Genomic DNA, 22,416 nt, shown 5'->3' with positions numbered 1-22,416 from the left:
CCTTTACCAGAACGATGGTCTGGGCAGTCGCGCCGGAGAGAGTGTCATCTTTACTGGTGGAGGCGTTGAGCGTGGGGAAATCGATGAAGGTTTTTGGTGCTGCTACGGGGCTGCCTCAATTGTGTGGTTGTGGTACCTAGGGCTATCTTGCCGCAAGAGGACGGGCGCATGCCATAAAACTTGCGACCGCCCGGCGAGGTTATCCCCAGGTGGCGGCCGGCGAAAGATTTGTCGGAGGGTGTGCGTAGACTAGGAGGCGTGAGTATAGCCCTGTATCGCCGCTACCGGCCCGAGTCCTTTCAAGAAGTGATCGGTCAAGATCACGTCACCCGGCCACTGATGGCCGCTCTTGAGGCGGGCCGCACCACGCATGCCTATTTGTTTTCCGGGCCGCGCGGTTGTGGCAAGACGACGTCGGCGAGGATCCTCGCCCGCTGCCTCAACTGTGTGGAGTACCCCACCGCGAAGCCGTGTGGGAAGTGTGAGTCGTGCCGGGAGTTGGCGCGCGATGGGTCGGGGTCGCTCGACGTCGTGGAGCTGGACGCGGCGTCGCACGGCGGTGTAGACGACGCGCGGGAGCTGCGCGAGCAGGCCGGGTTCGCGCCGGTGCGGGATCGCTTCAAGATCTTCATTATCGACGAGGCGCACATGGTCACCAACCAGGGCTTCAACGCGTTGTTGAAGCTGGTGGAGGAGCCGCCGCCGCACGTGAAGTTCATTTTTGCGACCACCGAGCCGGAAAAGGTGATCGGCACGATCCGCTCGCGCACGCACCACTACCCGTTCCGGCTGGTCCCGCCGCTGGAGCTCGAACAGTACCTGGCGCTGGTTTGCGCGCGTGAGGGCGTGAGCGCGGGGAAGGACCTGCTGTCGTTGGTGGTCCGCGCGGGAACGGGCTCGGTGCGTGACACGCTCTCGGTCCTCGACCAGATTATCGGCGGCTCCGAGGGCACGCGCCTTGACTACGACCGCGCCGTCGCCCTCCTCGGCTACACCTCGGCGGCGTTGCTCGACGACGCCGTTGACGCCATCTCCACGCGGGATGGTTCGGCGCTGTTTGGGGTTGTGGACAAGGTGGTTAAGTCTGGTCACGACCCGCGGCGTTTCGTTGAGGACATGCTCCAGCGGCTGCGGGATCTGGTGATCATCGCGCTCGCGGGAGATGAGGCGAAGGACGTGTTCGTCTCGGTGCCGGAGGATCAGTATGGGCGGATGGTTGAGCAGGCGGCGGCGCTTGGGGCGGAGCGCGCCTCGCAGTGTGCGGACCTGACGAACGCTGCGCTGAGCGATATGGCCGGTGCCACCGCGCCGCGACTCCAGCTGGAGTTGCTGTGCGCTCGGCTGGTGATTGCGCGGGTGGGCGTGCCGGCGCAGGTGGTCGAGAGCGGGCCCGAGGCGCCCAGCCCCGAGGTGGCCAGCAGCCTGGCGAAGTTCCGGGCGAAGCCGGCCGGGTCTGGGCGCGTGACCGGTGGCGCACAGCTGGCCGGGCGCGGGCCGGGGCAGCCGGAGGGACATCAGGTCGGTCAGCAGGCGGGCCAGGCCGGAAATGCGGGCCCAGGCGGGCAGATCTCGGGTGCGCAGGGTGTGGCTGGATCTGTTGAGCAGCAGCGGCGCTTGGACCAGATGGATCCACGCAGACGGCCCATGCCTGTGATGACGAGTGCAGGGTTCGACGGCGATGGCAAGGCGCCCGCGCAATCTGTTCTGGAAAGACAGAGCTCGCAGGAGGGGGAGTCGGCCGGGCGCGCGTCCGAAGGCCGCGCGCCCCAGCAGGGGCATGCCGATATGCCAGCCCCCGAGCGGCAGGCCGGGGAACAGCAAGAAGTGCGGCAGGCGTCGGCGCAACCGGCACCCGAACGCGCTGTTTCCGAGCACTCGGCTCCAGCACGGCAATCGGCTCCGGAACAACAGGCGACTCACCCTCCGCAGCCAACTCAGGCCCAGGGTGCGCCCGAGCAGGCGCCGGCACAGCCGGCCGAACCCGCCGGGCAGTCCGGCGGCGACCCGCTTGCGCAGATCAGCGCGCAGTGGCCCGCGATCATGGCCGACCAGAGCCTGTCCCGCATCGCCCACGCCCAACTCGGTGCGGCAAATGGCCCGGTCAGGGTCGAGGGCGGGGTACTCTACGTCGGCTTCGAACAGCCCGGCGTTGCCGGGGCGTTCACGGCGCGTGGCGCTCGCGAGGTCGAGCGGATCATAGCGAACATGTTCGGACTCGCCCTCCGAGTCGAAGGATTGGCGGGAGGCGAACCGTCGGCCCCAAAAGCTGACGCCGCGCAGGCCGCGGCACCCCAACCGCCGGCCGTCGACTTTGAGCGAGCCGAACCATCACGCCCAGCGGTGAGCCGAGATCCTGAGCATGCACCAGCCGCCCCGCCTCAAGATGCCGAGGGTTTGCGGGGTGCGCAGTCAGGTGACTTGCGCGCATCTGCAGCGGAGTCGGAGCCGGAGTCAGCCGATGTGCGTGAACCGGTGGCCGGCTCAGGCTCGCACCAGCAGGCAAGGCCGGTAACGAAGCGGGCGGGCGAGCCCGCAGAAACTGGCGAACCTCGCAGGCCCTCCAAATCTCACTCGGCCGCGGAGCCCGACTGGGCCCCGCCCTACGGCGACGAGCCCGACTTCGACGAATCTAACGTCGACGATTCTGATCTCGGCGAACCGGACCCCGCCCACGACCCGAGCTTTACCGCAGAGCCGGCCACCGACGGCATGCCCGGCACCCCTGCCTTTGGCGCGACCGGCGGCCCTGCTTTCGGGGCGACACCTGCTACAGAATCCGGCGCGGCGCCCGGCCCCGGTCTTGACCAAGCTCCCGGCCACGATCACGGCGAGTCGCCCGAGCGCTCCGCCGCTGACATCCTCGGCTCCGCAGCCGAGAGCTTCCCGATGCCGCCTCCGGCCGAGCTACCAGAGAGCTTGGCCTCCGGCCACGCCAACACCACGGGCCACGACCCGACCGGGTTCGCACAGTTCCACGTGCCGCCCGTCGAAGATCCCTATACGCATACGACATTGGGCAAGTGGGCGCAACCGTCGTCGTTGGACCGTCGCCCGGACGGCCCGGACCCGGACGACCTCCCGGACGAGGGCGCCGACGCCTCCACCCAGACGTACCCGGCCCAGGCCGCCCCCACCCCCACCCGCGCCGGCCTTACCGGCACCGACTTCCAGGCCCTCGCCGCCGCACACGCCCACCCCACTCGTGCCGACTACCCGGACGAGCCCGCCGTCGTCGACGATTCCCACCCCGAATGGGAAGGTGCCTCCGCCGACGACCCGGACATCTCACAGTCGACCATGGTGGGTCTGCAGGTCCTGCTCGAGCGCTTCGAGGCTAAAGTGATCGAAGAACGGGAGGAGTAGGTATGGCCGGAGTGTATGACGGCGCGGTCCAAGCGCTCATTGACGAACTGGGGCGCCTGCCCGGGATCGGCCCCAAGGGCGCGCAGCGAATCGCGTTCTACCTGCTGGAGGCGGATGACTCGGAAGTCGACGCCCTGGTTGGCGCCCTCGAATCCGTCAAATCCAAGGTCCGTTTCTGTGAAATCTGCGGCAACGTCACCGAGGACAAGCTCTGCCGCATTTGCGCCGACCCCCGCCGGCTCGACTCCGTCATCTGCGTGGTCGAAGAAGCCAAGGACATCGTCGCCATCGAGCGCTCGCGCGAATACCGCGGCCGCTACCACGTACTCGGCGGCGCGATCGACCCGATCGGCGGCATCGGCCCCGAAGACCTGCGCATCCGTGAGCTGTACGCAAGGCTGGGCTCCGGCGTCGTGCAAGAGGTCATCCTCGCCATGGACCCAAACGTCGAAGGAGAGGCCACGGCCACGTACCTTTCCCTCAACCTGTCGCACATGAACGTCATCGTCTCGCGGCTCGCCTCCGGCCTGCCCGTGGGCGGCGACCTCGAATACGCCGACGAAGTCACGATCTCCCGCGCCATGGAAGGGCGTCAGAGGATTCACACGCCCAGCACGTGAGAGCCCCAGCCGAACCCGGGGCGCCTCCCGTAGCATGAGGGCACCGAAAGGAGTAGACGTGGCTCTTATAGTGCAAAAGTTCGGCGGCTCGTCAGTTGCTGATGCCGATGGCATCAAGCGCGTCGCCCGGCGCATCGTGGACACCCACAAGGCGGGTAACCGGGTTGTGGTCGTGGTCTCCGCCATGGGCGACACCACCGACGACCTCATCGACCTCGCCGCCGCCGTCACCACCGAACCCACCGCACGCGAAATGGACGTGCTGCTCTCCGCCGGTGAGCGCATCTCCATGGCGCTCCTCGCGATGGCTGTCACCGACCTCGGCGTCCCCGCCCACGCCTTCACTGGCCAGCAGGCCGGCCTTCACACCGACACGGTCTACGGCGCGGCGTCGATCGTCGGCGTCGTGCCCGAACGCATCGGCCGTGTCCTAAAAAACAACGAAATCGCGATCATCGCCGGCTTCCAGGGCGTGAACCGGCACAACGACGTCACCACCCTCGGCCGCGGCGGCTCCGACACCACCGCGGTTGCCTTCGCGGCGGCGCTCCGGGCGGACGTGTGCGAGATCTACTCCGATGTCGACGGCGTCCTCACCGCCGACCCCCGCATCTGCAAATCCGCCCGCCACATCGCTGCCCTCACTTACGAAGAAACCCTCGAAATGGCGGCACACGGCACCAAGATCCTCCATCTGCGTGCCGTCGAATACGCCCGCCGGTTCGACGTGCCCCTGCATGTTCGCTCATCGTTTTCCAACAAGGAAGGAACGTGGATCGTGAACGAGTCCACCCGCAGCCGCTGGGACGGCGACAACGAAGCCCCCATCATCTCCGGCATCAGCCACGACACGTCGCAGGCGAAGATCACGGTCACGCGCGTGCCCGACGAACCCGGCGCCGCCGCGCGCATCTTCCAAGTGGTTGCCGACGCCGGCTCCTCTATCGACATGATCGTCCAAAACGTGCCCGTCAACCAGCCAGGCCAGGCCACGATCTCGTTCACGTTGCCGGTACCCGAAATCAAGCGCGCCGTGTTCGCGCTCGAGCGGGCCCGCGAGGAGCTCGGCTTCGCTGAGATCATTAAGGACGACGGCGTCGGCATCCTGTCACTCATCGGCACGGGCATGCGCTCCCACCCGGGTGTCACCGCGAAGTTCTTCGCTGCGCTCGCCGAAGCCGGCATCAACATTGACATGATTTCCACATCCGAGATCCGGATTTCCACGGTCCTCGCCGCCGCCGACGTGCCCGAGGCCGTCAGGGTTGTCCACAAGGCATTCGACCTGGATGCCGAAGATGAAGCAATTGTTTATGGAGGTACGGGACGATGAGCATCACCCTCGCAGTTGTAGGCGCCACCGGCCAGGTTGGCCACGTCATGCGCACCATCCTCGAGGAGAGGGAGGTGGACGTCGACGCCGTCCGCTTCTTCTCTTCCGCACGCTCGGCTGGCACTGTGCTCCAGTTCCGGGGGCAGGATGTGGTGGTGGAGGACGTTGCCACCGCCGATTATTCCGGGATTGATGTTGCTGTGTTTTCCGCCGGTGGTGCGGTCTCCCTCGAGTACGCGCCGAAGTTCGTAGCGGCGGGCGCGGTCGTCGTGGATAATTCCTCGGCGTGGCGCAAGGATCCGGACGTTCCGCTGGTGGTGACCGAGGTCAATCCGGAGGCGATCGTGAACCGGCCGAAGGGGATCATCGCGAACCCGAACTGCACCACGATGGCGATCATGCCCGTGGTGAAGGTGCTGGCCGATGAGGCCGGGCTGACGAACATGGTGGTCAACTCGTACCAGGCCGTGTCGGGTTCGGGGCTCGCGGGCGTGAACGCGCTGGCGAACCAGGCCCGGGCCGGCGTGGAGGAGGGCGAGGCACTCAAGGGGCTGGCCACGGACGGCTATGCGATTGCTCACCCCGCGGACACCACGCCGTATGTTGCGCCGATCGCGTTCAACGTGGTGCCGATGGCCGGGGCGATCGTGGATGACGGCACGTTCGAGACCGATGAGGAGCAGAAGCTACGCAACGAGTCGCGCAAGATCCTCGGTCTGCCGGAGCTGAAGGTGGCGGGCACGTGCGTGCGCGTGCCGGTGTTCACGGGTCACTCGATGGCGGTGTCGGCGCAGTTTGAGCGCGAGATCTCCGTGGAGCGTGCGATCGAGCTGCTGAAGGATGCGCCGGGCGTGCAGTACGTCGAGGTGCCCACCCCGCTCGAGTGCGCCGGCGAGGATGCGTGCTACGTGGGCCGTGTGCGGCAGAACTTCGCTGCGGATGACCCGGCGAAGGGGCTGTCCTTCTTCGTGGTGGGCGACAACCTGCGCAAGGGCGCGGCACTCAACACGATCCAGATCGCGGAGCTGGTGATCCAGGAGCTGCGCGGGTAGAACGTGGCCGGGTTGTGGGCCCCGGGGTTTCCCGGGGCCCACTGCTGTGCCACGGGTGTCAAATATCAGGACCCTGTAGCTTTTCATTGCGCAATCCCGGGGTTTTGCGCTCAGAGTCCTGAGATTTGACGGGAATCTTGAGATCTTGACGCTGTGCGCTATGCCGGATGTCCGGTTTGTCGGGTGTTTGGGGTGAGGCGGCCAAGGATCTTTTCCACAGACAACGTTCGTGGAGTGGGAACCCCATTTTCGGGGAGCATCGGAAAACAGCTGCGCGGAGTTCTTGTCATGCTGGTGCCATGTTCCATGGTGTTGTGTCTCGTGCAGAGCTCGAATTGCAAGGCTTAGACGGCAACGGCATAGCTGAGCTCGTTTCTGCGGGTGAGCTCCGACATCTGAGTCACGGTTGGTATGCATGGAGAGGAGCGGAAGAATCCGTTGCGATAGCCGCGTCGAGTCACACTCGGCTTGGATGCCTTTCGGCTGCAAAGTTGCACGGACTTTGGATTCCGCCGGAGCCAGGGCCGACTCTTCACGTGGTCGCGAATCACTGGGAGTCGGCCAGCAAGATCAAACAAGCCGTGTCAGGTCTTGGCAATAGCCGAACTGTTGCGCAGGTGCACCGTGCTGCAGGCGACAAGCGGCAGTTGGTTGTCGCCGCTGAGGATGCCGTTGAGCAGGTTGCACGGTTCCATGATTCGGAGACTGCCCTGGTGGTGATGGAATCAGCGCTGAATCTAGGCATGATGACGATGTCTGGGATCCAGATGATGTTGGAGAGAATTCCGGAAAGCAGAGCACGGAAACTCGGTTGTGCCGCATTTGGGTCACAGTCCGGTAGCGAGACTCGCGTTGCTCACTTCATGCGCAAGCGGGGTGTGAAGGTTGTTCAACAGTTCTCCCCGATCGCGGGGCGATTCGCCGACATGTTGATCGGGGAATCGTGGATCCTTGAGTGCGATTCCGTGGCGCACCACATGGGGCGCGTTGAATTTGAGAACGATCGCCACCGCGATCTCTTGTTCCGTTCACTGGGCTATGAGGTCACGCGGCTGAGTTACCAGCAGATCTGGTACGACTGGGAAAACACTCAAAAGCATCTGATTGCGATTCTCAAGCAGCGCCGCTACCTGCGCCGCCCGTCTCCGTCAAGTATCAGGACCCTGTAGCTTTTCATTGCGGAATCCCGGGGGTTTGCGCTCAGAGTCCTGAGATTTGACGGGCGGGCGGTGGTATACGATGGGACACGAGCCCAATCCCGACGTCAAGGACGACCATGAACCAGCGCCTCGACCCCGCGCGCAAACAGACCCCCGGCCTGCGCTATCGCAAGATGGTAGCGGTCATCGCCTCGATCACGATCGTGTTCGTGCCGCTCATGGTGGTGGCGGGGTTGCGCTCGCAGGGGATCCCGCAGGCGGCGATGTTCCTGGCGGCGATCCTGCTACTTGGCGTGCTGGCCAGGCAGGCGATCGGCCTCAGGCTCAACTATGCAGTTGACGCCCCGGACTTTTTCGAGTTGCGCGAGTGGCCGGCCGCACCAAAGCGCATCGCCTACGCGGACTTGGCCGAGGTCCGCTTCCTCAACGAGCCGCGCAACTACCTCCACCTGCTCGACACGAGGGGCACGCTCATCAAGGTCGACGTGCGCTACTACAGCCTGCCCACCCTCATTGCCCGCGCTGAGAAGTTCGAGCGGCGCCAGAACCAACGCGGCCGCAAGCGTGCTTGAGCCTACCTCCACGAATGAAAGGACATCCCATGGTTAACTACGGAATCGTCGGAACCGGCTACTTCGGCGCGGAGCTCGGCCGCGCGTTACATCGCCTGGAGGGCGCGAACGTGCTCGGCGTGTACGACCCGGTGAACGCCGCCCGCCCTGCCGCCGAGTTTGGCGCGGAGGTCTTTGACTCGATGGAGGCCCTGGTGCGCGACCCGCGGGTCGACGCCGTGATCGTTGCCTCCCCGAATTCCATGCACGTGGAGCCAACCCTGGCAGCTGCCCGCGCGGGTAAGGCGATCTTCGCTGAGAAGCCGATCGCGTTGAGCTACGCCGATTGCGCCGCAATGGTAGACGCGGCCCGCGAAGCTGGCGTCTTCTTCATGGCCGGCCACGTCATGAATTTCATGAATGGGGTGCGCCTAGCCAAGCGCCTGATCGCGTCGGGCGAGCTGGGCCGGGTCTTGCACATCCGCTCTACGCGCACGGGCTGGGAGTCCGTGCAGCCGGTTGCGACATGGAAGAAGGTCCGCGAGCTGTCGGGCGGCCACCTGTATCATCACGTCCACGAGCTCGACTGCGTGCAGTCGATCCTTGGCCCGGCGCGCTTTGCCACGATGATCGGCGGGAACGTGGCACACAGCGAGGACGACGTCGACGACATGCTCCTCATCCAGCTCCAGTTCGACGGCGCCTTCGCCACCCTCGAGTATGGCTCGGCCTTCCGCTGGCCGGAGCATTACTTGCTGATTCAGGCGGAGAAGGGTGCGATCAAGATTGACCTCCAGGATGTGGGGGTGACGGTCCGGGTCGACGACGACGAGCGCCGCTACCTTCTGCATCGCACCGAGGAGGAGGATCGCCAGCGCGCGGAGATTTACGCGGGCTTGACCGGTACGGATGGTGGGGTGCAGTTTGGTCACCCGGACATGGAGTTGCCGTTGTGGCTGTCGGGGATTGTGGAGGAGGAGATGACCTACTTCCATGGGCTCATGCAGGGTGAGCCGGTGGCAGAGGAGTTTGCGAAGCTGTCCGATGGCACGGCGGCGATGGAGTCGATCGCAACAGCGGACGCCTGCACGCTGTCCCTCAAGGAGAACCGCACTGTGGCGATCTCGGAGATCACGGGTTAAGTCTGACGTTGGCCGGTTGGGCCCGCGGCGGAGCCGCGGGCTAGCCGCGAGCCCCGCCCGCTAGCCCGGCCCCTAGTCCCCGAAGATCGTCCCGACATCGAATTCCTCGGTGGCGGGCCCGTCGGCGTCGCGCCCGATGAATTGCGATTCGTCGCGGCGGTGGGTGAGGACTTCGTGGACGTAGGAGTTGACGGCCTCGCGCATGGGCACGTCGCGGTTTTGGCGTTCGGACATGAACCAGCGGTGTTCGAGAATTTCGTGGAAGAGCTGGGCGGGCTGCAGCTTGGTGCGTAGCTCGGGTGGGACAGCTTGGACGGTGGGCTCGTAGACGTTGGTCATCCATTCGTGGGCGACGATCTCGAGCGGGTAGTCGGATTTGCCGGTGTAGGTGCGGTAAGACTCCATGTCGTTAACCAGGCGGCGCGCCTGCTTTTCTTCCACGTCGAGCCCGGTGAGGCGCATGAGTTTGCGCGAGTAGTGGCCGAGGTCCACCACTTTGGGTTGGATGGAGATGGAGGTGCCGTCGATGTCGGTGGACATGGCGAGCTCACCCACTTCGAAGCCGAGGTCGTTGAGGCGGCGGATGCGGGCGTCCACGCGCCAGCGCTCGGAGCGGTCGAAGGATTCTTCGCTGGTGAGTTCGTCCCACAGTTCGAGGTAGCGTTCTTCGAAGCGGTTGCCGACGGCGATGGCGTCGAATTCGGGGTCGAGGATGGAGCCGGCTTGGAGGTCCATGAGTTCGCCAATGATGTTGACGCGGGCGACGTCGATGTCGTAGTTTCGCTTCTTCTCGGAGAGGTTGTCTTCGAGTTCGCCGGTTTCGGCGTCCACGAGGTAGGCGGAGAATTCCCCGGCGTCGCGCCGGAAGAGTGCGTTAGAGAGCGACACATCTCCCCAGTAGAAGCCGAGGAGGTGGAGGCGGACCATGAGCACGGCGAGCGCGTCGATGAGGCGGCTGACGGTGTCGATTCGCATGGAGGCCTGGCCGAACAGGGAACGGTAGGGCAGGGAGAAGGGCAGGTGTTGGGTGACGAGGGCGGCGTTGAGGGGTTCGCCCGCGGCGTCGAAGCGGCCGGTGATGACGGCGATGGGTTCCACGCAGGGAGCGTCGATCCGGTTGAGGTCGCGAAGCGTCTCGTATTCGTGGTGGGCTACGGTTTCGCCGATTTCCTTCACGGCCACGACCTTGCCCTCTAGGTAGGCGAATCGCACGATGTGCCGGGAGATACCGCGGGGGAGGGCGGCGATGATGGAGGTGGGCCACTGTTCGAGGGGCACGTTCCACGGCAGGTCAAGGAGCGCCGGTTCCACCTGCGCTGACGTGATCTGCAGCGACTTGATCACTTTGTTCCCCCACTTCCTCGGCGTGCCGAATCAATGCTACCGCACGCGCGAATGACGCCGGAGCCCGGTCGAAACCCGAGCCCCGGCGTCGTTCACTCAGCTACTGCGATTAGTCCTCGATGTGGACTTCGGCGGCGTCGTTGTCCACGTTCCTCATCGAGGGCTTGTGCATCGAGCTGTCGATGCGCTCGCCCGTGGAGGTCGAGAAGTAGTGGGTGTGCTCGGCCTTGGGCTTGAGGTAGACGACGTCGCCCGCCTTGGGAACGACGTACGGCTCGATGCGCACGACCATGGTCTCGGACTGGTCGCCGGAGCCGAAGTTGGTGTTTTCGCGCTCCGCGCCGACGATCGTGCCGTAGACGTAGGCGTCCGAGCCGAGGGATTCGACGAAGGTGACCTTCACCGGGATGCCACCCTCGCCAGCGCCGGCGACTTCGAGCGCCTCGGGGCGCAGGCCGACCGTGAGGGAGCCGTCCGGGCGGGCGGCGGCGAGCACGTCGGCCGGGAGGGCGAAGCGGGCGTCGCCGAAGACGGCGTCGTTCCCGTCGATGCGCCAGGTGCCGAGGTTCATGGCGGGGGAGCCGATGAAGCCGGCGACGAAGGCGTTGGCCGGGCGGGAGAACATTTCGGCGGGGGAGGCGACCTGCTGGAGGAGGCCGTCCTTGAGGACCGCGATGCGGTCGCCCATGGTGAGGGCCTCGGTCTGGTCGTGGGTCACGTACACGGTGGTGACGCCGAGCGAGCGCTGGAGCGAGGCGATCTGGGTGCGGGTCTGGACGCGGAGCTTGGCGTCGAGGTTCGACAGCGGCTCGTCCATGAGGAAGACCTGCGGCTTGCGGACGATGGCGCGGCCCATGGCGACGCGCTGGCGCTGGCCGCCGGAGAGGGCCTTCGGCTTGCGGTCGAGGTATTGGGTGAGGTCGAGGATCTTGGCGGCTTCCTCCACGCGCTGGCGGATGACGTCCTTATCTTCGCCAGCGATCTTGAGCGCGAAGCCCATGTTGTCGGCCACGGTCATGTGCGGGTAGAGGGCGTAGTTCTGGAACACCATCGCGATGTCGCGGTCCTTGGGGGAGACGTCGGTGACGTCGCGGTCACCAATGAAGATGCGGCCGGAGTTGACGTCTTCGAGGCCAGCGAGCATGCGTAGCGAGGTGGACTTTCCGCATCCGGAGGGGCCGACGAGGACGAGGAATTCGCCGTCCTTGATCTCAAGGTTGAGTGCATCGACGGCCGGGGTGGTTGCTCCAGGGTAGACGCGGGTAGCGTTATCAAATGTAACAGTCGCCATGGTTCATGGTTCCCTTCACCGGCAGGTACGTGCCGGACGATCCGTAGTGAAAGGTGTCAGTGTCAACTCTGACACGATGCCGACGTCCGTGTTGGCATCCCTTAGATTGTGCCACAGGTGGCCCGCGGTAGGATACGACTGTGACGTATTTGTAAGACAATTGTGGGGTGGATCCCTGGCAAGCGGCGTGTTTGCGCGGTTTTGCCCGGGCGGGCGTCGGGATTGTCGGAGGCGCTTGCAAGAATGAGCGACGACGGTCGCGCGGCTCGCGTCGATCGCGGCGACGTGCGTGGCGGCGTGCACGACGCGCGGCTGGGGCGGGCAGCGTCGTGACGGCGTGGCTGGTGTCGTGGCTGGGGCGGACGGCGTCGTGGCAAGACAGAAAGGAGGGTGGCATGAGGCAACGGGCGATGATCGGCGGCTACCGGATCGTGAAGAGGATCGGTTCGGGTGGGATGTCGTTCGTGTATCAGGCGGTGGACGCTGACGGGCGGGATGTCGCCCTCAAGCTGCTGCATCCGGAGTTGGCGGCGGACCCGCGCTCGCGGGAGCGGCTGCGGCGCGAGGTGGCGATGCTGCAGCGCGTGCGGGGGAAGTACGTGGCGCAGATCCTGGATGCGGAGACGGACGAGGAGGAGATTTTCCTTGTCACGGAGCTGATCGACGGGCCCACGTTGGATCAGGACGTGCGCGATTCGGGGCGCTACGAGGGGGCGGACCTGGTGGAGCTGGGTCAGGAGCTCGCGGCTGCGCTGGAGTCGATCCACGACCAGGGGGTGCTACATCGGGACCTTAAGCCGTCGAACGTGATGATGGGCGAGGAAGGGCCCGTGCTCATTGATTTTGGGATCGCGCAACTGGGAGATGACCTGCGCATGACCCAGACCGGTGCTCTCACCCACACACCCGGTTTTTGTGACCCCGTGGTGGTGCGCGGGGGAGACCCTGATGCGGACGCCGACTGGTGGGCACTCGCCGCGGTCCTCGCGTTCGCGGCCACGGGGCAGGCGCCGTTTGGCGTGGGGAACTCGCCGGCGGTGATGCACCGGGTGGTCGTGGGGGAGGCGGATTTGCCGGGGCTCGCGCCGGAGGTGGAGCGGGCGTTCCGGGCGGCACTGGCCCCGCGCCGGGAGGAGCGCATTACGTTTGCCCAGCTCATGGATGTGTTGGGCGGGGCGAGCTTCGGTGACGTGGCGCGCACTGCCTTGCACCCGTGGCCCGGCGAGTTTGGCGGGGCTGGCCAGGGCTGGACCGGTGAGGGCGGCGAGGGCTGGACCGGTGAGGGCGGCGAGGCCGGAGTGAGCGCGGCCCCGTCGTACGAGCCGCCCGTGGCGCCGGCGTTCGCCCCGATGTCGGCGGGCGATGAGACCGCGGGCGATACGGTGGCCTACGGCCCGGCGGGGCCGGGCGGTGCTGGTGCGGGCCGCGCGGGTGGCGGGGATGCGACCCGCCCGATCGTAGGCGCCGGATCCTCCTCTTACCCCGGTGGGTATTCGGCGGCACAGCCGCCGGTCGATGCCACGGCCCCGCTGCCGGTGGCTGATCCGACTCCGGGAACGGGGGCGGGTGAGGAGCCCGACCCCTCACCCGCCCGAACCTCGGTGTTCGAGAGAATGTTGGAACCAGAGCCAGCGCCACCCGTCCAGCTGCCAGGCGCGGTGGGCTACGGCTATGGCTACGGGTACCCGGCGGACCAGCTCCCCGCCTGGGCGGTGCCGCCGCGCAAGGCGCGGTTGCAGGTGTGGGTGGCGTCGATCGTCGTCGGGCTGTTTGCGCTGGTGTGGCCGGTGACGTCGGCGGCGGTGATGGCGGCGCTCATCGTGGCACTGTCGTGGCTCGGGGGCGCGCAGAGCGACCTGCGTGAGCGGCGGATGCGCAACGGCGGGCCGTACCAGAACGACGTCATGGGCGCGGTGTTTTGCTCGCCGCTCACGCTTATCGGCGCGGTGGCCAGGTCGGTGGTGTCGGTGGGTGTGGGCGCCGGCGTCGGGTGGCTGACCTGGTTGTTCCTCGACTTCCTCGGCGCGTTGCCACCCGCGAGCGGCCAGGCGGTGGGGGTGTACGTGGGCGTCGTCGTTGCGTGGTTCATCGCGCCGAACGAAAACGGGCGCGAAGGCGTGAGGTACCTCATGGAGGGCATCGCGCCAACCGCGGGATACCGACTTTTCTGGATTGCGACTACGCTATTAGTTGCGCTCGCTGCGGGCGTAGTTGTCAGCCAGGCCCATCTCCAGATAGTTTAGAGTTCAATGAGTGATGATGCGTCGCAACGCATGGTTGACCGCGGAAATGTTCGAAAGAGGAACAATGGCAACGAAGAATAGCGCACAGAGCGTGACGAAGAAGGAACGGCGTGACATGGCCCGCGAGCGAGCGCGGATCCTACGGGAGCAGGAAGCTAAGCGGGCACGCCGCAATAAGGCGCTCATGATTGGTGGAATCGTGCTCGCGGTCGCGCTTGTGGTCTTCGCCATTTTGCAGATCGTCGGCAAGGGTGGCAAGGCAAACACGGGCGATTACGAGGGCACGGTCCGCCCCGCCACGCTCGCCAACGTCACGGACGACTACGGCATTGACGTCAATGCGGCCGGCGTGGCAGGCCAGGTGGTCGAGGATGCGGGCGTCTTCGCCGTCTATTCCGACTACACGTGCTCGGGCTGCATCAACCTCGAGCGCAACTATGCCGACACCTACCACAACCATGCCGACGCCGGCGAGCTCTCGGTGCGCCTCTACCCGGTGGCGACCCTGAACAACTCGGTGTCCGATAACGCCGCCGCGGCCATGTTCTACGTGGCCACATACGCCCCCGAGCAGGCGTGGGCCTACAACGACGCGCTGTTCGCACGCACCGCCGAAGCAGTCAAGGGCGGCGGAAGCGCGCCCACCCTCGCCGAGTTCGCCGACATCGCCAAGAGCGTGGGCGTGCCCGACGACGTGGCCAACGACCTGCCCGCGTCCGTCGCCTCCGACGACTGGAAGGCTGTGGCCGTTGCGGCCACCGACTCCTTCCGCGAGAAGGGCTACACCGCCACGCCCACCCTCGAGGTCAACGGCGTGGTGGACGATTCCTGGCTGGCGGAGGGCGACGTCGACTCGGTGATCCAGTCCGCGATCGAAGCCGGCGCGAAGTAAGCCTGGCGCCAGCGTGAAGTGAATCTGACGCCGGGAAGCCGGTGCGGGGCCGCGGGGAAGCATCCCCGCGGCCCCGCCGCATCCCCGCATGCTTGCTTTGTCAATGGTCGCGGGTATCTGGCACACTGGGATCGTCTGGCCCGTGCCAGGTGCCTCCTTAGCTCAGTTGGTAGAGCGCCGCTCTTGTAAAGCGAAGGTCGTCAGTTCGAGTCTGACAGGGGGCTCTCCCAAGGCTCCGGAACCCACCAGGGCCGGGGCCTTTGCTGTTCTGGTCGAGTCCATGGTCGTGAACCTGAGGCCCACCAGGCCAAAATAGCAACCGGCAGCCGGTATATTCACGACTCCTGTCGAACGCGCTCTGTCCCTTACTCCAGCCGCCAGTCGATCGGCTCCGCGCCCTGCTCCACGAGCAGGGCGTTCGCGCGCGAGAACGGCTTGGAGCCGAAGAAGCCCCGGGTGGCGGACAACGGCGAGGGGTGGGCGGAGGTGATCCTCGGCGTCGTGCGAAGAAGGGGCGTCAGCTCTTGGGCCTGCCGGCCCCACAGGATCGCTACGAGCGGCTGGTCGCGCTGGGCGAGCACGCGGATGGCGTGGTCGGTGATTGCCTCCCAGCCTTTGCCCCGGTGTGACGCCGGCGCACCCGGCCGCACGCTCAGCACCCTGTTGAGTAGCATGACGCCGTGCTCGCACCACGGGGTGAGGTCGCCGTGGGAGGCGGGAGCGATGCCGAGGTCGTCGCTCAGCTCTCGGTAGATGTTCGCCAGCGACCTCGGGAGCGGGCTGACCTGCCTGTCCACCGCGAAGCTCAACCCGATGGGGTGTCCGGGCGTGGGATAGGGGTCCTGGCCTACGATTAGAACCCGCACCTGGCTCAGCGGGTAGGAAAACGCGCGCAGTACGTTCTTCCCGGCGGGCAGGTAGCCGTGCCCGGCGTCGTTCTCGGCGCGCAGGAAGTCCCCCATCGCGTGGATGTTGGCTTCTACCGGCGCCATCGCCTCGGCCCATTCGGGATCCATGACGTCGCTCAAACTCATGCCTTTAACCTACACCGCCCACATCCTGATATCCGCCCTGCGGCGGACATCGGGGAGCTTGCACCTCGAATAGAATCGGCTTAATAATGCCGGCGAGGAAGCTAGGTTCGTGGTAGAAGAAATAGCAGTACGCACAAACGACCTGTCAAAGTTGTACAAGGTAGGCCGTTCGCACGTCGTCGCCCTCAACCAGGTCAACCTTGAGGTTAAGAAGGGTACGTTCGTGGCCGTGGTCGGCACGTCCGGCTCGGGCAAGTCCACGCTGCTCAACATGCTCGCGGGCCTGGAGCCGCCGTCGGCGGGGAGCGTGGAGGTGGCCGGGTGCCGGATCGACAAGATGAGCCAGGCCGAGCTGGCCGCGTTCCGCCGCGACCACGTGGGTTTCGTCTTCCAGTCGTTCAACCTCATGCAGGAAATGACGGCGCTGGACAACGTGGCCCTGCCGCTCACTTTCCGAGGGATGGGCAAGGCGGAGCGGCGCAAGCGGGCCGCCCGGGCGCTCACCACGCTGGGCCTGGGCACGCACCTGAATCACAAGCCGAGCCAGATGTCGGGCGGTGAGCAGCAGCGTGTCGGCATTGCGCGCGCGCTCGTGTCCAACCCGGAGATTGTCTTCGCGGACGAGCCCACCGGCAACCTCGATTCCCACACCGCCGCCGCCACGCTTGACCTGTTTCGCCGCCTCATCGCGCACTACCACCAGACGTGGATCATGGTCACCCACGATCGGCACCTGGCCAGCTACGCGGACGTCATCGTTTCGATTGGCGACGGCCGCATCCAAGACATCACGCACACCAACCATATGGACTGAGGAGACACCCGTGAAACGCTTCAGCACCCTTTTGGCCTTCCTAACGTTGCTTTTCGCAGGCCTCATCGTTCCCGCCGCCAGCGCGGATACGGCAGATGCCCCCGAGCCGGGCGACGCGCCGACGGCCGACGCCCCGGTCCAGACCGGCAAGTCCACCCCGCGTCTCATGGTGGAGGGCTTTACTACCACGCCGAAGCCCGTGGTGGCAGGCAGCGATTTCGACATCGTCTTCACCGTCCGCAACACCTCCGCTACGGCCCGGGTGCAGAACATCAAGTTCTCCCTGTCGGCCGAGGGCGGGTTGCTGCCGCGCTCGGGGTCGGCGTCGGTGTACCTGGCCAAGCTCGGCCCGCGCGAGTCGGTGGACGTCACCATGTACTACACGTCCCTGCCCACGCTTGAGGACAGGCCCTACCCGCTCACCCTCACGATCGAGTATGAGGACGCGGATTTCACGGCCCTGACCTCCACTGAGACCGTGGCGGTCGTGGTCAGCCAGCCGGCCCGTGTGGAGACGTCGGTGCCGCAGGTGACGCCCGAGATGCTCACCCTCGGCGGCGAGGGCTCGATCGTGTTCACCGTGAACAACCTGGGCAAGTCCGCGATCTCGAACGTCAAGGCTTCCATCAAGGAGGGACAGGCGATCACGGGGCAGGAGGCCTACGTGGGCAACATCGCCGCGGGTTCCACTGCGAACGTTGACATGATCGTCCGAGCCGAGGACGTCACTGAGGGGCCCATCACTCTCGTCCTCACTTACGAAAACTCCGAGGGGGAGACGGCCAGCATCGAGCGCGAGGTGCCCGTCACCGTCATCGAAATGATTCCCGAGGATGGCCCCATCGCTCCCGGGGACATCGACGAAGAGGAGTCCACGATCCCGTGGGGTCCGATCGCGATTGGTGCGTTGGTGTTGATCGGCGTCGTGATCGTGGCGGTGATGGCCGTGCGTCGTCATCGGAAGAAGAAGGACGTCGAGGACGAGGCGGACGCGCTGAGCCTCCTGGATAGCGACGGCCTGATCTAAATGCGCTTTACCGACATCCTCGCATCGGCGGTGGCGTCACTACGACGCCGGCCGTTGCGTACCGTCCTGACCTCGACGGGCGTGGTGATCGGCACGATGGCCGTGGTGGTGATGATTTCGCTCGGTGTCGGGCTGGCGCGGCAGAACGAGGTGAGCGCCAACAGTCCGTCGGTGCGGCAGGTGAGCGTGCAGTCGCCGCCGCGGGCCGAGCGGGGTAAGCCCGCGCCGAAGATGGACGACGCGCTTGCCCGGTCGCTGGCCGGTTTCGAGGGCGTGGAGGCCGTGTTTCCGGTGTATGCCGTGGACATGAAGATGAAGGCGGCGGGTATGGAGGAGTACCTCCAGATCCGCGCCATTCCGTCCGACGGTTTCGAGAAGCTGGGCTATGAGCTGGCCTGGGGCGCGGCGCCCGTGCACGGCGGCACCGTGCAGTTGCTTGCGGGTGGCAAGGCCAACCAGTCGTGGGACCCGCGCACTGGCGAGTCGAAGGAGATCGACCTCCAGGGCCGCACCTACTTCCTTACGGTGGAAACCGAGGGCGGCATGGCCTACGAGATGGCGGAGCCGCAACCGGCGCCGAGCGAGGGTTCGAGTGAGGGTTCGAGCGAGGGTTCTGGGGGCTCGGGTGAGGGCACGACGTCGGTCGCGCCGCCGCGTCCGATCCTCGCCACCGTTTCGGGGCAGCTGTACGAGGAGCCGCAGGTGTGGTCGATGATATCGTCGTCGTACTTCGCCGACCTCGACACGTTGGTGGCGGCCCTGAAGAAGTCGATCTCCACCGAGAAGCTACCCGGCCAGGAGAGCGCGAACGCCAAGCCGGGGCGCAACTTCATTTACAACGAGTTCATCGTCATGGCCAAGGACGCCGACGCCGCCCTCAGCCTTTCCGAGGAGTTGCGCGATTCGGGTTACGGGGCTTACTCGGAGGCCGAGTGGATTCTCGAGGCGAAGAAGACGGCGGCGCGCATCCAGGCGGCGCTCGGCGGAATCGGCGCGATCTCGATGCTTGTGGCCGCGATCGGCATCGCGAACACGATGCTCATGAGTGTGTATGAGCGCCAGCGCGACATCGGTGTGATGAAGGTAATCGGCGCCTCGATGCGGGACATCCGGAGGCTGTTCCTCGTGGAATCCTCCTCGATCGGCTTCCTTGGTGGCGTGATTGGGATCGTGCTCAGCTACGTGCTGTCGGCGGTCATCAACACGTTGGCCTCCTCGCCCGACCAACAAGGTGGCGGCATCTCCCAGATCCCGCCGCTGCTGGCGGTGGCGGCGGTTGCGGGCGCGACCTTCATCGCGATGGCGTCGGGCATGGTGCCCGCGCGCCGGGCCATGAGGCTCAGTCCGCTGGCGGCGATGACGGCACAGCGCTAGCGGCTGGGCCGGGACTGGCGCACCAATCCTTCCTGTTTGCGGCGTCTTTCTGACATCCGCGACGGCAATTTGCTATCGCGCGTGTCGGAAAGGCGTCACAAATTATTGTCGGAGGGGCGCGCTAGAGTGGTGGGCATGGACGACGAGCTGACAGAGGTGGAGCGTTCGATCCTCGACATCGAACGCGGTTGGTGGCGGATGGCCCCTACCCGGGAGCAGGCCATCCAGCGTCAGCTGGGGATGACGGCGTCGAAGTACTACCTGGTCCTGTCGCGGATGCTCGACGAGCCGCGGGTGTGGACTGCTGATCCCGCGCTTGTGGACCGGCTGCGGCGCTTGCGCGACTCGCGCCTGACCGAGCGCGGCCTTGACTTGCCGGAGGTGCCGGCCCCTCATGCGCCGCGCGGGGGAGGGCCCGAGGTGGGTGACGGGTCTGACTTGGGTGACGGTGAGTCCGGCGGTGAGGGCGAGGCGGGTGGCCAGAGCGGGCAGGACAGCCAGGGCGCACTCGAGCTCGACGGGCGCGATTAGGCCGCAGATAGGACTGGGGGCGCCGACGAGGCGCGGGCGGCTCGGCCGCGAGCCGAAACACAGCCCGGAATCTCGATTCGGTGCCGATTCCCTGTAAACTTGCCCCGTGGCCACTACATATCCTGAAGACGAATTCGACCGACTCGCCGCCGAGCGCAAGACGATCGGCGGCCACCGCCAGCCTCCGAGTGCTCGCCCGTGGATCATCGGGATCGTCGCGGTCTTGGTGCTTGCCCCCTTGCTGGGCATCGGCATTGGGAAGTTGGTTGCGGGGTCGGACTCGCCGCGGGTGGAGACGACGTCGTCGGCGCCTGCCCAGGAGACCACGGAGCCGGAGGCTACGGAGACCAGCGCCGCGCCCACCGAGGAGCCGAGCGCCACGGAGGAGCCCAGCGCCACCGAAGAGCCGGCGGCTGAGCCGAATCTGAGTCAGCGGGTGCTCGTGCTCAACGGCCGCGGGACCGCGGGCTTTGCCGGGCAGCAGTCGGCGATCCTGCAGGAGGCTGGGTTTACGAACCTCAACGTGGCCGATTACAAGGGTGGGGCTGAGCCGACCGAGTCCACCGTGTATTACAGCGGCGCCGAACATAAGGGCACCGCGACGAAGGTAGCTGAGACCCTTGGGTTTGCGAACGTCGTGGAGGATGCGGCGGTGACGGGGCAGTACCAGACGGAGGTTGTCGTCGTCGCGAGGTAGCACCTCGGGCGGCGCATGCGGAGCCTCACGCTCTCACGAGAAGTTGATATAGCCGCGCTCAACTTTTAGCCGGCGGTGAAACGGCCGGGCGCGGTCGTGGGGAGATTTGCACTCCCGGGCGTCGAGTGCCAAAATCGTTACTGGCACTCTTGAAGTGAGAGTGATAATTCTGCAGCCGATGAGGCTCGCCGATGGCCGGGAAGGAAACGGCCGCACGCGGGTCGTCCGTCGCGGGCGTCGGCTGGACAACCACTAACGTGGAGGAAGTTCGCATGGCAAAGATCATTCATTTCGATGAAGAGGCGCGCCGCGGGATGGAGCGGGGCCTGGACCTGCTCGCCAACACCGTCAAGGCAACGCTTGGCCCCAAGGGCCGCAACGTGGTTCTCGACAAGCAGTGGGGCGCCCCCTCGATCACCAACGACGGCGTGTCCATCGCCAAGGAGATCGACCTGGAGGATCCGCTCGAGCGCATCGGCGCTGAGCTGGTGAAGGAAGTCGCGAAGAAGACCGACGACGTCGCTGGCGACGGCACCACCACCGCCACCGTGCTCGCCCAGGCGCTCGTTAAGGAGGGCCTGCGCAACGTTGTGGCCGGCGCGAACCCGATCGCCCTGCGCCGCGGCATTGACCTGGCGGTTGACGCCGTCGTCAAGCAGCTGCTCAAGGACGCGAAGGAAGTTGAGACCCGCGAGGAGATCGCCGCTACCGCGGGTATTTCCGCGGGCGACGCCGAGATCGGCGAGCTCATCGCCGAGGCGCTGGACAAGGTCGGCAAGGAAGGCGTGGTCACCGTTGAGGAGTCCAACACCTTCGGCACCGAGCTGGAGCTCACCGAGGGCATGTCCTTCGACAAGGGCTACCTCTCCCCGTACTTCGTAACCGACGCGGACCGCCAGGAAGTCGTGCTCGAGGACGCCTACGTCCTGCTCGTCGAGTCGAAGATCTCGAACGTCAAGGACCTCCTGCCGCTGCTGGAGAAGGTCATGCAGACCGGCAAGCCGCTGGCCATCATCGCTGAGGACATCGAGGGCGAGGCCCTGGCCACCCTCGTGGTCAACAAGATCCGCGGCACCTTCAAGTCCGCCGCCGTCAAGGCCCCCGGCTTCGGCGACCGCCGCAAGGAGATGCTCCAGGACATGGCAGTCCTCACCGGCGGCCAGGTCATCTCCGAGACCGTTGGTCTCAAGCTGGACACCGCCGATATCTCGATGCTCGGCCAGGCGCGCAAGGTCGTCATGACCAAGGATGCCACCACCATCGTTGACGGCGCCGGCACCGAAGAGGACATCAAGGCTCGCGTGTCCACGATCAAGGTCCAGATCGAGAACTCCACCTCCGATTACGATCGCGAGAAGCTGCAGGAGCGCCTCGCCAAGCTCGCGGGCGGCGTGGCCGTCATCAAGTCGGGCGCGGCCACCGAGGTCGAGCTCAAGGAGCGCAAGCAGCGCATCGAGGACGCGATCCTCAACGCGAAGGCCGCCGTGGAAGAGGGCATTGTCGCTGGTGGTGGCGTTGCTCTGATCCAGGCGGGCGACGAGGTCCTGGCCGGACTCGGGCTCGAGGGCGACGAGGCCACCGGTGCGCAGATCGTCAAGATTGCCGTGGCCGCCCCGCTCAAGCAGATCGCTGAGAACGCTGGCCTCGAGGGCGGCGTCGTTGCGGAGAAGGTCCGCTCGCTCCCCGCGGGCCAGGGCCTCAACGCCGCCACCGGCACGTACGAGGACCTGCTCGCCGCCGGCATCGCCGACCCGGTCAAGGTGACCCGCTCTGCCCTGCAGAACGCCGCCTCGATCGCAGGCTTGTTCCTCACCACGGAGGCCGTGGTGGCGAACAAGCCGGAGCCGGCAGGCGCTGGTCATGATGACCCCGCCGCGGGCATGGGTGGCATGTACTAAGCCGCACGTAGCTGGATAGGGGGCGGCCCGCCGAGGAGACTCGGCGGGCC

General features: G+C 66.1%; 18 protein-coding genes and 1 tRNA gene. 16 read left to right on the top strand and 3 right to left on the bottom strand.

Translation table 11 applies throughout. From position 1 onward, the window contains the following. The first annotated feature begins 258 nt into the window (after positions 1 to 258). The 7 genes from HMPREF3174_RS09625 to HMPREF3174_RS05225 all read left to right on the top strand — a co-directional run bounded on the left by HMPREF3174_RS09625 (position 259) and on the right by HMPREF3174_RS05225 (position 9,221). Positions 259 to 3,363 carry a DNA polymerase III subunit gamma and tau gene (locus tag HMPREF3174_RS09625; RefSeq protein ID WP_070448157.1) on the top strand — a complete coding sequence of 1,035 codons (3,105 nt, stop codon included), beginning with the start codon at positions 259 to 261 and terminating at the stop codon, positions 3,361 to 3,363. 2 nt (positions 3,364 to 3,365) lie between these two features. After that, positions 3,366 to 3,983: a recombination mediator RecR gene (recR, locus tag HMPREF3174_RS05250; protein WP_179853720.1), complete on the top strand. Its 618-nt coding sequence runs from the start codon at positions 3,366 to 3,368 to the stop codon at positions 3,981 to 3,983. Between the two features lie 58 nt (positions 3,984 to 4,041). Further along, positions 4,042 to 5,316 (top strand): aspartate kinase, encoded by a 1,275-nt coding sequence (locus tag HMPREF3174_RS05245; protein ID WP_062614152.1) that lies wholly within the window; start codon positions 4,042 to 4,044, stop codon positions 5,314 to 5,316. Continuing rightward, positions 5,313 to 6,368, top strand: a complete 1,056-nt coding sequence (locus HMPREF3174_RS05240) for an aspartate-semialdehyde dehydrogenase (protein ID WP_062614151.1) — start codon at positions 5,313 to 5,315, stop codon at positions 6,366 to 6,368. The genes HMPREF3174_RS05245 and HMPREF3174_RS05240 overlap by 4 nt, the downstream gene beginning before the upstream one ends. A gap of 536 nt (positions 6,369 to 6,904) precedes the next feature. Next, on the top strand, positions 6,905 to 7,537 hold the full coding sequence (locus tag HMPREF3174_RS05235; RefSeq protein ID WP_070448156.1) for an endonuclease domain-containing protein: 633 nt from the start codon (positions 6,905 to 6,907) through the stop codon (positions 7,535 to 7,537). Positions 7,538 to 7,644: 107 nt separating this feature from the next. Beyond that, entirely contained in the window at positions 7,645 to 8,100 is a 456-nt protein-coding gene (locus tag HMPREF3174_RS05230; protein ID WP_062614149.1) for a hypothetical protein, read from the top strand. Between the two features lie 29 nt (positions 8,101 to 8,129). Next, positions 8,130 to 9,221: a Gfo/Idh/MocA family protein gene (locus HMPREF3174_RS05225; protein ID WP_062614148.1), complete on the top strand. Its 1,092-nt coding sequence runs from the start codon at positions 8,130 to 8,132 to the stop codon at positions 9,219 to 9,221. Between the two features lie 72 nt (positions 9,222 to 9,293). Here the strand turns inward: HMPREF3174_RS05225 and HMPREF3174_RS05220 are convergent, their stop codons facing one another. Both HMPREF3174_RS05220 and HMPREF3174_RS05215 read right to left on the bottom strand, forming a co-directional pair. Next, entirely contained in the window at positions 9,294 to 10,565 is a 1,272-nt protein-coding gene (locus HMPREF3174_RS05220) for a DUF4032 domain-containing protein (protein WP_062614147.1), read from the bottom strand. 109 nt (positions 10,566 to 10,674) lie between these two features. Beyond that, positions 10,675 to 11,856, bottom strand: a complete 1,182-nt coding sequence (locus HMPREF3174_RS05215) for an ABC transporter ATP-binding protein (protein WP_083200622.1) — start codon at positions 11,854 to 11,856, stop codon at positions 10,675 to 10,677. Positions 11,857 to 12,251: 395 nt separating this feature from the next. Between HMPREF3174_RS05215 and HMPREF3174_RS05210 the strand changes: the two genes are divergently transcribed. The 3 genes from HMPREF3174_RS05210 (at position 12,252) to HMPREF3174_RS05200 (ending at position 15,215) form a co-directional block, all read left to right on the top strand. Beyond that, positions 12,252 to 14,099 carry a serine/threonine protein kinase gene (locus tag HMPREF3174_RS05210; RefSeq protein WP_083297688.1) on the top strand — a complete coding sequence of 616 codons (1,848 nt, stop codon included), beginning with the start codon at positions 12,252 to 12,254 and terminating at the stop codon, positions 14,097 to 14,099. A 64-nt stretch (positions 14,100 to 14,163) separates the two neighbouring features. Beyond that, the gene (locus HMPREF3174_RS05205) at positions 14,164 to 14,991 is read left to right on the top strand and encodes a DsbA family protein (protein ID WP_168160564.1); all 828 of its coding nucleotides are present in this window, start codon (positions 14,164 to 14,166) and stop codon (positions 14,989 to 14,991) included. A gap of 151 nt (positions 14,992 to 15,142) precedes the next feature. Beyond that, positions 15,143 to 15,215: transfer RNA gene (locus HMPREF3174_RS05200), tRNA-Thr, on the top strand. Between the two features lie 141 nt (positions 15,216 to 15,356). On the opposite strand, the gene HMPREF3174_RS05195 is transcribed toward HMPREF3174_RS05200, so the two are convergent. Then, positions 15,357 to 16,025 (bottom strand): uracil-DNA glycosylase, encoded by a 669-nt coding sequence (locus HMPREF3174_RS05195; protein ID WP_062614144.1) that lies wholly within the window; start codon positions 16,023 to 16,025, stop codon positions 15,357 to 15,359. 151 nt (positions 16,026 to 16,176) lie between these two features. Between HMPREF3174_RS05195 and HMPREF3174_RS05190 the strand changes: the two genes are divergently transcribed. The 6 genes from HMPREF3174_RS05190 (at position 16,177) to groL (ending at position 22,366) form a co-directional block, all read left to right on the top strand. After that, positions 16,177 to 16,839, top strand: a complete 663-nt coding sequence (locus HMPREF3174_RS05190) for an ABC transporter ATP-binding protein (protein ID WP_210382930.1) — start codon at positions 16,177 to 16,179, stop codon at positions 16,837 to 16,839. A 10-nt stretch (positions 16,840 to 16,849) separates the two neighbouring features. Beyond that, positions 16,850 to 17,866 (top strand): COG1361 S-layer family protein, encoded by a 1,017-nt coding sequence (locus HMPREF3174_RS05185; RefSeq protein ID WP_068539094.1) that lies wholly within the window; start codon positions 16,850 to 16,852, stop codon positions 17,864 to 17,866. Beyond that, positions 17,867 to 19,240 (top strand): ABC transporter permease, encoded by a 1,374-nt coding sequence (locus HMPREF3174_RS05180; protein WP_062614141.1) that lies wholly within the window; start codon positions 17,867 to 17,869, stop codon positions 19,238 to 19,240. A gap of 135 nt (positions 19,241 to 19,375) precedes the next feature. Continuing rightward, positions 19,376 to 19,771 (top strand): DUF3263 domain-containing protein, encoded by a 396-nt coding sequence (locus HMPREF3174_RS05175; RefSeq protein ID WP_068539096.1) that lies wholly within the window; start codon positions 19,376 to 19,378, stop codon positions 19,769 to 19,771. Positions 19,772 to 19,877: 106 nt separating this feature from the next. Further along, on the top strand, positions 19,878 to 20,468 hold the full coding sequence (locus tag HMPREF3174_RS05170; protein WP_068539098.1) for a LytR C-terminal domain-containing protein: 591 nt from the start codon (positions 19,878 to 19,880) through the stop codon (positions 20,466 to 20,468). A gap of 272 nt (positions 20,469 to 20,740) precedes the next feature. Beyond that, positions 20,741 to 22,366, top strand: a complete 1,626-nt coding sequence (gene groL, locus HMPREF3174_RS05165; protein WP_062614186.1) for a chaperonin GroEL — start codon at positions 20,741 to 20,743, stop codon at positions 22,364 to 22,366. Positions 22,367 to 22,416: the final 50 nt, after the last annotated feature.

This window comes from Trueperella sp. HMSC08H06 (assembly GCF_001808465.1).
GTDB classification, from domain to species: domain Bacteria; phylum Actinomycetota; class Actinomycetes; order Actinomycetales; family Actinomycetaceae; genus Trueperella; species Trueperella bernardiae.
The sequence above is the reverse complement of the archived record's forward strand: the minus strand, read 5'-3'. Positions and strand labels throughout refer to the sequence as shown.